The sequence below is a fragment of the Pseudorhodoplanes sp. genome (assembly GCF_035565795.1).
In the GTDB taxonomy this organism is placed as follows: Bacteria; Pseudomonadota; Alphaproteobacteria; order Rhizobiales; family Xanthobacteraceae; genus Pseudorhodoplanes.
In genome coordinates this window covers 1-14026 of sequence record NZ_DATMRV010000077.1, presented here as the reverse complement: position 1 = coordinate 14026, position 14026 = coordinate 1, and the positions used below count along the sequence as shown (strand labels likewise).

General features: G+C 64.3%; 16 protein-coding genes. 5 read left to right on the top strand and 11 right to left on the bottom strand.

Annotated elements, in window-relative coordinates; genetic code table 11:
- Together VNZ93_RS07905 and VNZ93_RS07900 are read left to right on the top strand one after the other, a co-directional pair.
- Positions 1–878: alpha/beta hydrolase (locus VNZ93_RS07905; RefSeq protein WP_325702560.1), on the top strand; the 878-nt coding region annotated here is incomplete at its 5' end.
- A gap of 133 nt (positions 879–1011) precedes the next feature.
- Positions 1012–1992, top strand: a complete 981-nt coding sequence (locus tag VNZ93_RS07900) for a tripartite tricarboxylate transporter substrate binding protein (protein ID WP_325702557.1) — start codon at positions 1012–1014, stop codon at positions 1990–1992.
- A gap of 16 nt (positions 1993–2008) precedes the next feature.
- On the opposite strand, the gene VNZ93_RS07895 is transcribed toward VNZ93_RS07900, so the two are convergent.
- The 4 genes from VNZ93_RS07895 to VNZ93_RS07880 all read right to left on the bottom strand — a co-directional run bounded on the left by VNZ93_RS07895 (position 2009) and on the right by VNZ93_RS07880 (position 5828).
- Positions 2009–2419 carry a hypothetical protein gene (locus VNZ93_RS07895; RefSeq protein WP_325702554.1) on the bottom strand — a complete coding sequence of 137 codons (411 nt, stop codon included), beginning with the start codon at positions 2417–2419 and terminating at the stop codon, positions 2009–2011.
- A gap of 115 nt (positions 2420–2534) precedes the next feature.
- A complete protein-coding gene (locus VNZ93_RS07890; protein ID WP_325702551.1) occupies positions 2535–3581 on the bottom strand; it encodes a hypothetical protein in 1047 nt (348 codons plus the stop codon).
- A gap of 40 nt (positions 3582–3621) precedes the next feature.
- A complete protein-coding gene (locus VNZ93_RS07885; RefSeq protein WP_325702548.1) occupies positions 3622–5118 on the bottom strand; it encodes an ATP-binding protein in 1497 nt (498 codons plus the stop codon).
- The gene (locus VNZ93_RS07880) at positions 5115–5828 is read right to left on the bottom strand and encodes a response regulator (protein WP_325702545.1); all 714 of its coding nucleotides are present in this window, start codon (positions 5826–5828) and stop codon (positions 5115–5117) included. Before VNZ93_RS07880 ends, VNZ93_RS07885 begins: the two co-directional genes overlap by 4 nt.
- 182 nt (positions 5829–6010) lie before the next feature.
- Here VNZ93_RS07880 and VNZ93_RS07875 point away from each other — a divergent pair, with 182 nt between their 5' ends.
- Complete coding sequence (locus tag VNZ93_RS07875; RefSeq protein WP_325702542.1) at positions 6011–6871, top strand: hypothetical protein; 861 nt, start codon at positions 6011–6013, stop codon at positions 6869–6871.
- A gap of 96 nt (positions 6872–6967) precedes the next feature.
- Here VNZ93_RS07875 and VNZ93_RS07870 read toward each other — a convergent pair whose 3' ends face one another.
- The 4 genes from VNZ93_RS07870 to VNZ93_RS07855 form a co-directional block, all read right to left on the bottom strand.
- Positions 6968–8107 carry a hypothetical protein gene (locus tag VNZ93_RS07870; protein WP_325702539.1) on the bottom strand — a complete coding sequence of 380 codons (1140 nt, stop codon included), beginning with the start codon at positions 8105–8107 and terminating at the stop codon, positions 6968–6970.
- A gap of 113 nt (positions 8108–8220) precedes the next feature.
- Complete coding sequence (locus VNZ93_RS07865; protein WP_325702536.1) at positions 8221–8475, bottom strand: hypothetical protein; 255 nt, start codon at positions 8473–8475, stop codon at positions 8221–8223.
- 329 nt (positions 8476–8804) lie between these two features.
- Entirely contained in the window at positions 8805–9884 is a 1080-nt protein-coding gene (locus tag VNZ93_RS07860) for an LLM class flavin-dependent oxidoreductase (protein WP_325702533.1), read from the bottom strand.
- Positions 9885–9949: 65 nt separating this feature from the next.
- On the bottom strand, positions 9950–10474 hold the full coding sequence (locus VNZ93_RS07855) for a flavin reductase family protein (RefSeq protein WP_325702530.1): 525 nt from the start codon (positions 10472–10474) through the stop codon (positions 9950–9952).
- A gap of 162 nt (positions 10475–10636) precedes the next feature.
- Here VNZ93_RS07855 and VNZ93_RS07850 point away from each other — a divergent pair, with 162 nt between their 5' ends.
- Complete coding sequence (locus VNZ93_RS07850) at positions 10637–11125, top strand: MarR family winged helix-turn-helix transcriptional regulator (protein WP_325702528.1); 489 nt, start codon at positions 10637–10639, stop codon at positions 11123–11125.
- A gap of 101 nt (positions 11126–11226) precedes the next feature.
- Positions 11227–11958, top strand: coding sequence for a CBS domain-containing protein (locus VNZ93_RS07845; RefSeq protein WP_325702525.1), 732 nt, complete (start codon positions 11227–11229; stop codon positions 11956–11958).
- Positions 11959–12129: 171 nt separating this feature from the next.
- On the opposite strand, the gene VNZ93_RS07840 is transcribed toward VNZ93_RS07845, so the two are convergent.
- From VNZ93_RS07840 to VNZ93_RS07830, 3 genes are all read right to left on the bottom strand, one after another.
- Complete coding sequence (locus VNZ93_RS07840) at positions 12130–12600, bottom strand: DoxX family protein (protein WP_414710015.1); 471 nt, start codon at positions 12598–12600, stop codon at positions 12130–12132.
- Positions 12597–13424, bottom strand: a complete 828-nt coding sequence (locus VNZ93_RS07835; RefSeq protein ID WP_325702522.1) for a DNA-binding domain-containing protein — start codon at positions 13422–13424, stop codon at positions 12597–12599. Before VNZ93_RS07835 ends, VNZ93_RS07840 begins: the two co-directional genes overlap by 4 nt.
- A gap of 1 nt (position 13425) precedes the next feature.
- On the bottom strand, positions 13426–14026 hold a 601-nt coding region (locus VNZ93_RS07830; protein WP_325702519.1), incomplete at its 5' end, for a DUF692 domain-containing protein.

The window sequence follows — 14026 nt, the reverse complement described above, 5'->3', positions numbered from 1 at the left end:
TTACGACCACTTTCGCCTTCGCACAGATGAAACCCACAACGCCGCCATTGCCCGACATGCAGATTGCCGAGATTCCGGCAGCCTCGCGGGCAAATTACCTCGGGGACCGGTTCAGTTACCTGGAGGCTGGCCGGCCGGACGCACCGGTAGTGTTGCTGTTGCATGGGGTGGGCGCGAACGCGATGCATTGGCGGCCGCAACTGGCGGGACTGTCCGACCGCTACCGCGTGATCGCCTGGAACGCGCCGGGCTACATGATGAGCGACGGCTTCGTGAAGGACGTCGCCGACTGCAAGGACTACGCCGACGCGGTGCGCGACTTCCTGACGGCGCTGAAGATCGAAGGCGCCATCAACGTCGTCGGCAATTCATTCGGCAGCCGCGTGGCGCAGTGTTTCGGCATCCATTATCCGGAGCGCATCGCCAGGCTCGCCATGACCGGGACGGGCGTCGGTCCGAAAGACATGCCGGAGGAGCAGAAGCAGAAGATCATCGCCACCCGCGAGGGCCAGATCGCCAAGGGCATTTACAGCTTCGGCGCGCGGGTAGACGCATTGCTTGGGCCCAATGCGTCGCCCGAACTGAAGACCGAGGTGCAGCGCGTGCTGCGGGCCACCATGCCGCGCGGGTTCATGCATGGCGTGAAGCTCGGCATGGTCAACGGGTATAGCGCTCCGGAAGCGGGCGCGAAGCTGACCATGCCGGTTCTGATGATCCAGGGGCGCACCGACAAGGTCAATCCCGGCGACAGGAATGCCGAGGTGCTGATCAAGCAGCTCAAGAACGGCAAGCTCGAATGGATGGAAACGATCGGCCATCTTCCGGAAGTCGAGGCGCCGGATCAGGTCAACAAGATGCTGCGTGACTTCTTCGGGTGAGGATTGGTCATTGCCGGGCCTAGCCGTCGAAGACGGCATCGGTGACGCCTCTTGACCCGGCAATCCATCAAGCGAACATCATGGATGCGCGGGCGATCCCCGCGCATGATCTTCAAAGGGCGGTGCCGTCGCAATGAGACATCGTTTTCCCGCAGGCGCCTTTCTCGGTGTCCTGCTGTCGCTTCTGTTGCCGGCCGGCGCCAGCGCACAGACTATCTTTCCGTCGCGCTCCGTGACTGTGATCGTGCCGTTCGCGGCCGGTGGCTCGACCGACGTGATTGCGCGCGTTGTTGCGGATGCGATGCGATCGGCGCTCGGGCAGCCCGTCGTGATCGACAATCGCGGCGGCGCGGGCGGTTCGATCGGGACCGCCGCCATCGCAAAAGCCGCGCCGGATGGTTATGTCATCGGCATGGGCACGGCGTCGACGCTGGCGATCAATCCGGCCGCCTACAAGTCGCTGCCCTACAATGTCGTCGACGATCTTGAGCCTGTTGGCCTGATTGCGCAGGTGCCGAATGTGGTGACGATCAACCCGAAGGTGCCGGCGAAGACGGTGGCCGAACTCGTCGCGCTGGCGAAAGCGCAGCCCGGCAAGCTCGCCTACGGCTCGGCCGGAAACGGCTCGGTCAGCCATCTGATGGGTGAGCAGTTCAAGCTGGCGACCGGCACCGATATCACCCATGTGCCGTATCGCGGGGTGGGGCCCGCACTGAGCGACGCGGTCGGGGGGCAGATCCAGATTCTGTTCGACAATCTGTCGACCTCGCTGCCGCTGATCCAGGACGGCAAGCTGCGCGCGCTTGCGGTATCGTCGCCGCAGCGGCTCGCTGTGTTGCCGGACGTGCCGACCTTCGCCGAACTCGGTCTGAACGATCTCGACTGGATGGCGTTTTTCGGGCTGGTCGCGCCGGCCAAGACCCCGAAATGGGTGATCGACAAGCTCAATGCTGCGCTGAAGGAGGCGCTTGCCGATCCACATGTGCGCGAGACGCTCGCCAGGCAGCAGGCGAAACCGGAGCCGGGCGCGCCGGAAGATTTCGCGGCGCTGATCCATCAGCAATTCGAGCGCATGAAGCGCGCTGTGCTGGCGGCGAAGATCGAGGTGAACTGAACGGCGCGATTGCAGCTCAGCACTTCCGATAGATTCTGGGCTCTCCATCGGGATTGCTACCCGGCATTCGCACCAGCAGCTGATTGTCGGGCCGCGGGCTGATCACGAGATAGGACGGCGGATCCTTCTGTCCCGTCCTGATCTGCGTACACATCGAGCGCGCAGAATAGACCGGACCCTCTCGTGACGGCGTCACCGTGATCCACGCGATCTCGCAGTTGACATCCGGCGTACTGTGCGTCTTCGCCGTGATGTCAATGCGTCCCTTGCCGTCCGCGCAGGCATCCGCATTCGGCGCCCAGACGCCACGCACGCTGTTGGGAAGAGTGAGGATACGAACGTCGTCGGCCGCTGCCGTGGTCGCGAGCTGGATGGCGGTCGCGAGCGGCGCGGCAGCGACGATTGCAAGCATCGGTCCGATGCGCATGTGCCGATACCTTCGGAAAGGACCGGTCGCAACTTACACGATTGCCGGGCCGGCGTATCGCCCTTGCGGAGGGTTGGTTTCGGGCCGGTAAATGGGAAGGGCGTCCCGCAACGTCTTACCGGTTCGGATCGTTCTCCGGCACCACCATCTGTTCGATCGTGAACAGGGCGGGATTGGCCGGGTCGACCGTTACGCGCACCCAGTGCGTATCCGGATCGCCGAAGACTTCGAGCCGGGTCAGGTTCTGGAAGAACCGACCGGACTTGCGGCTTGGCAACGGGTTGTTGAGCCGGAACAGGTGGGTGTCGCCATGGATGAACAGCGCGGGCTTGCCGAAGCCTTCCATTTCGGACGCCACCAGCGATACCAGCTCATGATAGGGCGACGCCGATGCCTCTTTAGGCACGGTGCCGCCGGCGCTGCGGACATAGCGTGCCTTCAGGCTTGCGCTCCAATGTGCTTCGAACGCGACATTGGCCTGCGTCACCAGAACGAGCCCTTTGATATCGGGCGCGCGCGCCGCGGCGAATGCCTTCGCGATCCAGGCGAGATTGGCCGCCTTGCGTGCGGCCTGTTCGGCGTCCATCTCCGGCGTCCGGCCGGTATTGTCGTTGCTGCCGACGGTGTGGAAGGTCGCGAACACCACACCATTGTAGGTCCAGCTGAGGTTCTCGCGGAATGTTTCGAAGCCCTTGTCGGACGCCTGGCTTTGCACCGGCAACGTGCGCGCGCCGAGACTCTTGCCATCCGGGAAGAACATCGCGCGGACCTTGGTGAGCCGGTCGAGCGGATCGACGGCGGGGTCCTTCAGAAGATGGCAGTCGGTCCAGTCGTTGTCGCCCGGCGTCAGGATGAAGGGCGCAGCGGAGCGCTGGAACGTCGCGAGCACGCGGGCGTAATTCTCGTCGGTACAGGGCCTCGTGATGCGGTCCGGCGCGCGCTGGTACGGCCGGGGATCGGCCTGAAAATCGCCGACATGCACGATGAAGGCGAGCTTCTCCTTGTTCATCGCATCCAGCATGCGGTCGAATTCCTGCTCGCCGCGTTTGGAATAGGATGTGTCGCCGATCGCGCCGAACCGGAAGACCTCCGGTTGCGCGGCCGCAGGCGCGGCAAGCGAGAGCACGAGCGCAGTGGTTGCTGCAAGGCGTACGACAGGCATGATCTCCTCCCGTGGAGAGACGATGAAACCGTGCCGTCGATTATGATGGCTTGCGCGGCAGAGCGATCAGCGCGCGAAGGCCTGTCGGCTTCCGGTTGGTCAAAGTCAGTGTGCCATTCTGCGCGATCACGACCGCCTGGGCAATCGCAAGCCCGAGGCCGACACCGCCGGTATCGCGGCTGCGCGATTCCTCGACGCGGTAGAACGGCTCGAACACCTTGGTCAGTTGGTCCTCCGGAATGCCGGGGCCGTCATCTTCCACCGCGATGTCGATATTGTGCTGCGACGCGGTGAGCGACACACGGGCGCGCTCGCCGTATTTGACCGCGTTCTCGATCAGGTTGGTCAGGGCGCGCTTGAGCGCGGCCGGTTGACACTCGATCGAGACCGGCTCGCTCTGCGCCATGGTCACATCGAGCCCGGCATCGGCCATGTCATCTACCACGCTCTGCACGAGGGCCGTGACATCCGTGGAGCGGCGCGGCTCGTCGGCGGCCTGTTCGCGCGCGTATCGCAGCGTCGCGCCGATCATCGCGTCCATCTCCGAGATGGTTGCGAGCATCTTGTCGCGCTCCTCGGTGTTGTCGACATTCTCGGCGCGCAGGCGAAGCAACGTCAGCGGCGTCCGAAGATCGTGCGAGAGCGCAGCCAGCATGCGGGTGCGGTTCTCGATCAGCGCGCGCAGTCGCGTCTGCATCGCGTTGAAGGCGGATGCGGCCTGCTTCATCTCGATGGTGCCGGACTCCACCAGCGGCGGCGCGTTCACGTCGCGGCCGAGCCGGTCGGCGGCCTGCGCAACGGTCGCGAGCGGGGCGGTCATGCGGCGCACCGCCCAGATCGAGATCGCGACGATGATCAGCGCCATCACCAGCATCGAGATCAGATATTGATACGAGAAGCCCGCATTGGTTGAGGGCAGGGCGGTCGCGAAATACAGCCATTGTCCGTCGGCGAGCGGCACCGCGACCTCAAGGCCGCGCGCGCGTATGAGGGGCGGACGCCGCTCTCGGTCTCGCTCCCGGTCGCGTCCGCGCCATTCGCCGCGTTCGCGGAAGCGCTCGTCGCCGCGCTCGCGCATCATGCGGCCGCGGCCGAAATCCCCGTCGGGTGGCGGCCCGCGAAAGCCGCGCCCATCGAAGGGCGGACGGGCGGCCTCGTCGACCGCGACCAGCGGCTCGCGCTGCGGCGGAAGCCGCAACTGATGCATCAGATAATCGCGGATGACATCGGCGACGACACCGGCATCGCTCGTGGTCAGCGGCGGCTTGTCCGTCAGCGCCACCGTCAGGCTGCGGTCGCTGAGACCCGCGACCAGGCGTTCGCGCCAGTCGGCGGGCATCTCTTCGACCAGGCGCGAGACATTGGCGATGCGCTGCGCGGTCGCGAGCCCGCCGACCCTTCGCACAGCGGCCTCGCGGTCGAGCGAATAGATAAAGGAGCCGATCGCATGCGAGACGATGAGACCCGCGAGCAGGAGCAGCAGCGTCTGGCCGAACAGGCTCTTCGGCACGAGGCTTTGGGGCAGGAGGCGTTTCATCCGGTGGTCACGGCGGCCGTGAAGGTGTAGCCGCCGCCCCAGACCGTCTTGATAATCTTCGGATCGGCGGGGTCTTGCTCGATCTTCTTGCGCAGGCGGCTGACCTGGGTGTCGATGGCGCGGTCGAAATTCGCGGCGGCGCGACCGCGGGCGAGATCGAGCAATTGCTCGCGGCTCAGCACACGCTGCGGCCGCTGGACGAAAGCGAGCAACAGATCGTATTCGCCGGTGGACAGCGGCACGCTGACGCCGTCGTCACGGATCAGTTCGCGGGCCGCGGTATTGAGCCGCCAGCGGTCGAAACCATAGTGTGAGGCGTTCTTTGCGGCCGGCTCGCTTGGCCGTCCGCGCCGCAGCACCGCGCGGATGCGCGCGATCAGTTCGCGGCTGCCGAACGGCTTCGGCAGATAATCGTCGGCGCCCATCTCGAGGCCGAGCACGCGGTCGATCTCCTCGCCCTTCGCGGTCAGCATGATGATCGGGATGTCCGATGTCGTGCGCAGGTTGCGGCAGATGGAAAGGCCGTCTTCGCCCGGAAGCATCAGGTCGAGCAGGATCAGGTCGATCCGTCCATCCGCCAGCATCTTGTGCATGGCGCGACCGTCAGCGGCGCTGCTGACGCGAAAGCCCTCCTTAACGAGCGCGCGGGTGACGAGTTCGCGGATCTCGCGATGGTCGTCGACGATCAGGATGTGCGGCGCAGCGGACATGCGTCCAATATAGGAAAGGCTGCGGATTAATTCGCGGAAATGTTGCAACCGGATGTCACGGCGCCCGCCGTTGACACACTTTGTCACAAAGCCCGCCCGATCTGTAAAACTTCCGTCAAACCGGTTTCCCATCCTGTCTGCGATGCAACGCTTCGGTTGCGCAATATCGGAGACACAAGAAGATGAAACGCACGTGGGTGATCCCCGGCATTCTGGTGGCGGGCCTGACCGGGCTGGGCGGATTGACATATGCGGCCTCCGCGCAGGACAGCGGCGGGCGCGACGGCGGCGGCTATAGCCGCGGCGACGGACCGCGCGATTATGGCCGCGGCGGTCCGCGCTGGAACGACGACCGCCGCGGTGACGATGACCGCGGTCCACGCTGGCGTCGCGGCGATGATGAGCGCAACTGGCGCGGTCGCGACGACGATCGCGGTCCTCGTTGGCGCGATGGCGGTGGTTACGGTTCGCGTGAAGGCCGTCGCGGTGACGACGATCGCTGCAGCCCGCAACGACGCGGCTGGGACCGCCGCGACCACGGACGCTGGCACGATCATGATCGCGGCTATGGCAGGCACCACGGTTTTGACCGGCGCGACGATCGCGGCGACCGCTGGCGCGAAGGCCGCGGCTATGACCGGCGTGATGACCGCCGTGGTGACGGACCGCGCGAGGGACGCCGCTTCGGCGGACGCCTTGGTCCCGCAGCACTCGACAGCGCCAGGCGCGAGATCGGCGTCACCGCAGCGCAGGAAGAAGTCTGGACGAAATATGCCACGACCCTGAAAGAGGTGGCCGACGCGCGCAGGGCGCGGCGCGAGAGCATCGACCGCAGTGCCATTCGCAGGATGTCGCCGGATGAGTACCGCAAATTCCGCGACAGCATGATCGAACAGCGCCGCAAGGAAGAGGACAGCGTGCGCGCCGCCGTCGACGGTATTGTGGCCTCGCTCGACGAGAAGCAGGTGGCGATCGCGCGCGAAGTGCTGCCCGGCTATGCCTTCGGACCGATGCACGGTGCGCGCAGGGGCGGTGACCGCTAGCGCTCACGCATCTGGTTTGCGTGTGTGACGAAAGGCCGGCGAGCGACCGCCGGCCTTCTCGTTTGCGCGTGCCGCGATGCTTGACGGAAGTGCGCGCTACTTCAGATGCGAGCGTGCCGTTTCGACGCGCGACTTGCGCAGGAATTCCACGAAGTCGGTACCGCCGGTGCCCGTCGTGCCAGGACCGACATGTGTCGAGGCCTGCCTGACGATGTATTGCGACGTGAGCCCGATATGTTTGCGCCGGAATTCATCGGCGGCGGCGATGCAGGCGTTGTAGGCGTCCCGCACGGCGGGCGCTCCGTTTTCAGCGCGTCCGCGAATGGTGCTGCGTTCGCGTAAGGCGGCAACGAAGGCGCGATGCTTCGGCGGCATGTATTGCAGCATCGCTTGGAGGAAGTCGCGGGTATGCGCGTGCTCGTGAGTAACGCCAAGCCCGGCGTCGATAGACTGCAGGAGCGAACTTTGCGCGGCGCTTCCGCCGGCCCAGATTTGCCGCGGCAAACCGGTGCCCTCATAGAGAAGGCCGGGCGCGGGCCAGCCGGCGAGATAGGGCCTGATGCGGTGATAGAAAACATAAGGATCGCAGCGTTCGGTCATGCGCATCAGTGCGGCCGACATCCGCTTTATACCGGTCTCGAGTGCGGCGAGGTCCTGCACGAGCGCCCCGTCGTCGCCCCGTTGCGATGCTGTAACCGCACCGGTCAGCGCGACGATTGCAGGCGCGCCGGCAAGCTCGACGCCGAGCGTCGCGAGATAGAACCACTTCTCGTCGAATGAGCCGGTGAAGGTGAATTGCGTATCGACATTGTCGAGCGCGAGCGGCCGCGCCGGGTCGAGCCGCCGCCAGTTGTTCAGGACGAGCGTCGCATGCATCACGATGGGCGGACGCCCAAGACGTTGCGACAACGCCATGAACGGCACCGCGATATTGCGGGGCAGGGTGAAGTCGGGCTCCGCTCCGCCCCAGACATGCGCCATTGTCAGGGCGGAAAGGATGAGCAGCGCGCGCTCCGCCTCAGCCTCGCCTGTGAGGCCGCGCACATCGCATTCAGGAAGGCCGGCGAGAAAGCGCCGCACGTCCTGGTTCATGATCAGGGCGGGAATGATTGGCGCGAGATCGTCCAGCGCGCGATAGGCCTCCGGCAGGGCGTCCAGCGGGTCGTGCACCGGCACGAAACCGCGGGAGGGGCTGACATCGAAGGCGGCAAGGTCGATGGTCTGCGGCGCGCTCATGGTACCGTTCGATGGACGCGAAGGATGCCGAATTCAAGACCAGTCATGCATCTGGCCGCAACCCGAAGGTTGCGGCTGCACTCTTGATATGGGGCAGGCGACCCGGCCGACGCTTAGCGGAAATGCCGGCGGCACTGGGGCGTGAGCTGCCGCTTGTTGGCCGTCATGCATTGCGTGATGCGATCGACGTCCGGAATAAACCGGCCGCAGACCATTCTCGCGTCGTCGGCGCAATCCTTGCGCTGTTGCAGCGTGCCATCCGCCGGCTGCTGCCGCCTTTGAGCCCAGCTGGTGTCCGAAGCGATCGTTGTTGCGAGCATGACCAGGCCGGCAAAGAAGCAGACCTTAGAGATTGTGCTGGTTGTCATTTCACGTCCCGGCGTTGCGTGCTGAATTTGAGGCCAGACGCTGATAGGTGAGTCGGGCCTCACACGCCATGGCTGTTTCTGCGCGCTATTTCAAGCGGGACTTGTCGTAATAGCCGAGGTCGAAATACTTCGACGGATCGGTGAGCTGCTTCTTCGGCTCGCCATACTGGCTGCGAAGCTGCCGCACGGTCTTCACGCCATCGACATGCGTTCGGGCGATTTTGCCTTGATCGCCGGCCGGTTCTCGAAAATGCAAAAACAAAGGGCCGCAACCGGTTTGCGGTTGCGACCCAAGTTATCCTCGTTGCTTGGGAGGCCGAGGTAAAAAACTACGCCGCCCGCCGTTCCTGATGCTTGCCCTGGAAGTTCGGCGCCACCTCGCTCATGAAGCGGTCCATCTCTTCCTTGACCTGCTTGTGCGGCTTCATGCCGACGTTGAAATAGAGGATCACTTCGTCGAAGCCCGCGGCTTCCACCTTCTTGAGGATTTCGGTGATGCGTGCGGAGTTGCCGATCAGCACCGAATTCTCGGTCAGGTCTTCCGGCTTCACCTTGTGCAGGCGCTCAACCATGTCGATGAAGTAGCGATAGCTCGGGGGCGCTGTGCGCGGATCGCCCGGGAAGGAGGGGATCACGCATTCCTTGTAGTAGCGGATCTGGCGTTCGCGCTGCGCCTTTTCGCTCGCCGCGTCATCGGCGAAGTGGGTGAAGTAGCTGCACATCAGGCGGTGCGGCTTGGTGCCGTATTTCGCGCAGCTCTCGTGATAGAGGTCGGCAACCTGTTTCAGTCCGCCGAAGCTCATGGCGGCGGCGAACGGCGCGACGATCAGCCCGCAATTGAGACGCGCGGCCAGTTCGATCGAAGGCTTGGAGAAGGATGCGACATACATCGGCATCGGATTCTGCAACGGCTGCGGCGTGATCCGCACATCCTCGAATTGGTAGTGCTTGCCCTTGTGATCGATGCGCTGGCCGCCGGAATTCCAGAGATTGCGAAGAATTTCCATGCCCTCGTCGAAGATCGACTGATTATCCTCGAACGACACGCCGAACGGGATGTATTCGCGGCGGTCGTAGCCACGGCCGGCGGCGAAATCGACGCGTCCGCCAGACAGAAGATCGAGCGTCGCCCATTGCTCGGCAACGCGGATCGGATTGTGCAGCGGCAGCACGGTGACGGCCGGCGCAAGGCGAATGTGCTTTGTCTGCGCGGCGATATAGGCCAGCACCATTTCCGGCGAGGAGTTCACCCCAAGCGAATTGAAATGATGTTCGCCGATCCAGGCCGAATGCATGCCAAGCTTGTCCGCATAGAGCGCCTCGGCGGTGAGATCCTGTACGAACTGGTTCGCGTCGCGGGTGTTGCCTTCGTAATGATTGTCCGACAGCGTGAAATAGCCGAACTCCATCTGGGGTCTCCTTGCTTATCTTGTATTTTGTTTTGACTGTGCCGCGGCGCAGCGCGCCGTGTCGTTCAGCCGACGGGCACCACCCAGTCGACGCCCTCTCCGAGCCCGACGGTATATTGGCCGTCCTGATAAAGCAGCGGTGCAACCTGCCCGCGCACTGCAACGTGATGGACCTTCCCGATCACGATCGAATGGGTGCCGTAACTGGATATGGCATCCATCTCGCAAAAAATGTTGGCCTGGGCGGGGATGAGGTACGGAACCTCGTCGTCGTCGCTCGCCCATTCCCCGCACAGGAACCGGTTCTTGTCGCGTACGCGGCCGCTGAAGGCGTCGGCGATGTCGATCTGATGGGCGTGCAGGATGTTGATGCAGAAGCGTCCGGCGCGGATCACCGGATCATGCACGCTCGACGCGCGGTTGATGCAGAACAGGAGGGAGGGGGGCGTCATCGATACGGACGTCACCGATGTCACGGTGATGCCGTGACGCACGCCGTCATGCATGGTGGAGATGACGCTGACCGCGCTGGTCAGACGACGCATGGCCTTTCGGAAATTGCCGCCGAGATCGTTCTGGATGTCTCTCATGGTGCGCTCCCGTGAAGGCCTCTCCGGCTCTGTTCTTATCGTTGGCGCAAAAATACTTGCAAGTGCAATAGTTGTAAATGCAATATTGGACAGGACTGCTGACCTTTTGACAGGCCGCTTTCGGCTTGCCTAAGAGCAGGGATTACCCTGGCCGGAGCGCCCATGGCCGATCGCCCGCAGCTCGATCTCTCGGATTACCTTCCGTACCTGGTGAACCGGGTCGGGGCGGCGTTCGTCGCCGGTTATGGGAAGGACATCGACGAACACGGCCTCAGCATCGCGATGTGGCGCGTGCTGGCTGGGCTTTCCACCAACGGAAAGCACAGGCAGATCGATGTGGCGGAACTCACCTCGATCGATGTCTCGACCATTTCGCGGCTGATTACACGGCTGGTCGGCCTTGGCCTCGTGACCCGTACGCGGTCCGACACCAACAATCGTGAGGTCAGCGTCGAACTCAGCGCGAAGGGGCGTGCGCTCGTGAATCGGCTGATCCCGCGTGCGCGCGAACTGGAGGCCGCAGCTGTCGCGGGCATTCCGGAGGCGGATCTCGCGATCACGCGCGAGACGCTGCGCCGCATATATCGCAACATGACGCAGGGGCTCGAACGCGCCGATGAGCCGGAGGAGAAACTCGCGAAAAGCGGCTAGCGCTTTTGAGCTTTTCCAAATCGTCGCGCCCGCGGTTTGATCCAGCGCAAGGAGCGCGGCTTTCATGCACGCGATCCTCTCCAAAAGAGAGGAAATGCGGCATGAAGGTGCGCGATGTAATGACAACGCCGGTCGTCTCCGTGGATGCCGAGGCGCCGATCAGTCTGGCGATCCGGCTGATGCTGCAGAAGAAGATCAGCGGTCTTCCGGTGGTCGATCCGTGCGGCAACCTTGTCGGGGTCGTGACCGAAGGCGACTTCCTGCGCCGGGCCGAGACCGGCACCCAGCAGACCCGGCCGCGCTGGCTCGAATTCCTGATGGGGCCGGGCGTCGCCGCCGAGGAATATGTCCACTCGCACGGCCGCAAGGTGTCCGAAGTCATGACACGCACGGTCAAGACCGTCGACGAGGCGACCCAGCTCACGGATGTCGTTGCGCTGATGGAGCGCAATCATATCAAGCGCGTACCGGTGCTGCGCGGCAAGAAGCTTGTCGGCATCGTGACGCGGGCCAATCTTCTGCGCGCACTGGTGAGCTACATGCATCCGGCGAGCGCGCCGGCCATTGGCGACGCCGCGATCCGCGAAGCGATCCTGCGCGAACTCAACAGCGAGACCTGGGCGCCGGTTGCGACCGTGGATGCCATCGTGCGGCAGGGCATCGTCACGCTGTCCGGCTTCGTGCTCGATCAGCGTCAGCGCGAAGCGCTCAAGGTACTGGTCGAGAATGTACCCGGCGTGAAGGCCGTGCGCGACGATCTGGTCTGGGTCGATCCGGTCACGGGCACAACGATCAAGCCCGAAGAAAAGGAGGCGATGCGGACCCGCCATTGAAGGAGGCGGACCGGATTATCGGTCAAGTCCGCGAAAGCAGCGGACCCCCTCGATTGTGCCGGGAGAATGCCCGCATCATGGCTGCTGCGGCGCATTCATTCCTGGAGCGGGGCGTGACGATTTCGGGCTTTCCCGACCTTGTCACGTCCCGGCTTGCTTCTGCGAGCGCGGCTAGCGCCAGCGTTGCGCGATGAGGTGGTCGAGCGAAACCTTGCCCGGCCCTTGCGCCATCAGGATCAGGAAGCAGGCGGCCCAGGTGCCGTGCGTCGGCCAGGCATCGGGATAGACGAAAACCTCGATCACCAGCGTCATGACCAGAAGCGCGAGCGCGGCAAAGCGTGTCGCAAGACCGAGCACCAGCAGGATCGGGAACAGGTGCTCCGCAAAGGTCGCAAGACAGGCCGCAAGCGTCGGGTCGATCAGCGGCAGCCTGTATTCGTCCCGAAACAGCAGGATCGCGCTGTCGGAGACATGCCAGCCATCCAGCTTGGTCTGGCCGGAGCGCCAGAACACCGCGGCCATGGAAATGCGTGCGATCAGTGCGACAAGGCAGTAGGGGATCGCCGTCATCGCTGCATGGCCACGCTGGATCAAGGCGATGGTTCGGGATTGCGAATGCACGGCGAACGGGGTGTCGGTCATGCTGGGGCTCCTTCCGCCTGCGGCGCTTCAGTTGCCGGCGGCGCCTCAGTTGCCCGCGGCGCCTGGCTGAAGCTGAATGCGGTGATGCCACCCGCGGCGATCAGCCCCGCGAGATTGGCGATGAGATCGAAATGTTGGTCTTCGGCGCCGGCCGTTTCCGCCGCTTCAGCGAGCGGCGCGCCGATTGCGAGCGTTGCAAGGAAGCTGGCACCGCCCGGCGGCAGCGTGCGCACCGTCACCTCAAGGTCCGGCCGCAGGATCAGCGCATCCTCGGATGCGTCGAGATCGATCGGGGCAGGTTCGGCTTCGCCCGCATTCATCGCCCAGATGGTTACAACCGGATAGCGCGAGCGGACGATCCGCAGCGAAGGGTGAAGCGCAATACGCAGCGCGCCGGCCGCGCATGGATCGACCTCGGCAAATGCCGTGGCCGTAAGCGGGACAGCATCGGCAGCGTGGTAGGCGCGGGTACGCGCCGTTTCGAGACGCGCCACATCGGGAAGATATGGCACCTCCGCCGCAGGTGCGAAGGCGGCGACGAAATCGCCGAAATCGTCACCGTATTCGTGCAGGATCTTCGAGTGCGGCGGATGCGCGGTCACGAAAACCCGCGCCATCGCGGCGAAGAAATCCTCGCCGACGACGCGTTCGGTCGCCGGGAATTTCGCCCGCGATGCGTTGACGAGGCTGACCACGACGTTATTGCGGTAGACCGCAAAGCGCTTCAGTGGATGGCGCGCGGTGCATGAAGTCAGCTTCGCGGGCACAGCCTGTGCGGGATCGAGCAGCGCGCGCGAGAAATCGTGCTGGAGCGCCCCAAGCATGTCAGGCCGCCTCACGCTTGCCGTACCGCGCTAGGATCGCGCCAGCGGCGTGCGCCTGCGCCGCGAGCACGGGCCAGTCCGGCACGTCGTTGTCCCATTCGATCAGGGTTGGCAGCGGGCCGGTACGGGCGATGACGCGCTCGTACAGTGCCCAGACCGGATCCGCGACCGGCGCGCCATGCGCGTCGATGAGCAGCGGCGCACCGGTCTCGTCCTCCTGCGCATCATGTCCGCCGAGATGGATTTCCTTCACACGCGACAGCGGGAATGCGTCGAGATACGCTTCGGCCGATGTGCTGTGATTGACGGCCTGCACGAACACGTTGTTGACGTCGAGCAGGAGCCCGCAGCCGGTGCGACGCGCGATCTCGGCGAGAAATTCGGTTTCCGGAATCGTGCTCTCGGCGAATTGCAGATAGGTCGAGGGATTTTCCAGCAGCATTTCGCGGCGCAGGGTGTCCTGCACTTCATCGATATGCGCGACGACGCGGTCGAGCGTCTCCTGCGTATAGGGCAGCGGCAGCAGGTCGTTGAGATAGGTCTTGCCATGCGATGACCAGGCAAGATGTTCGGAAAAGTTCTGCGGCTCGTAGCGCGCGCAC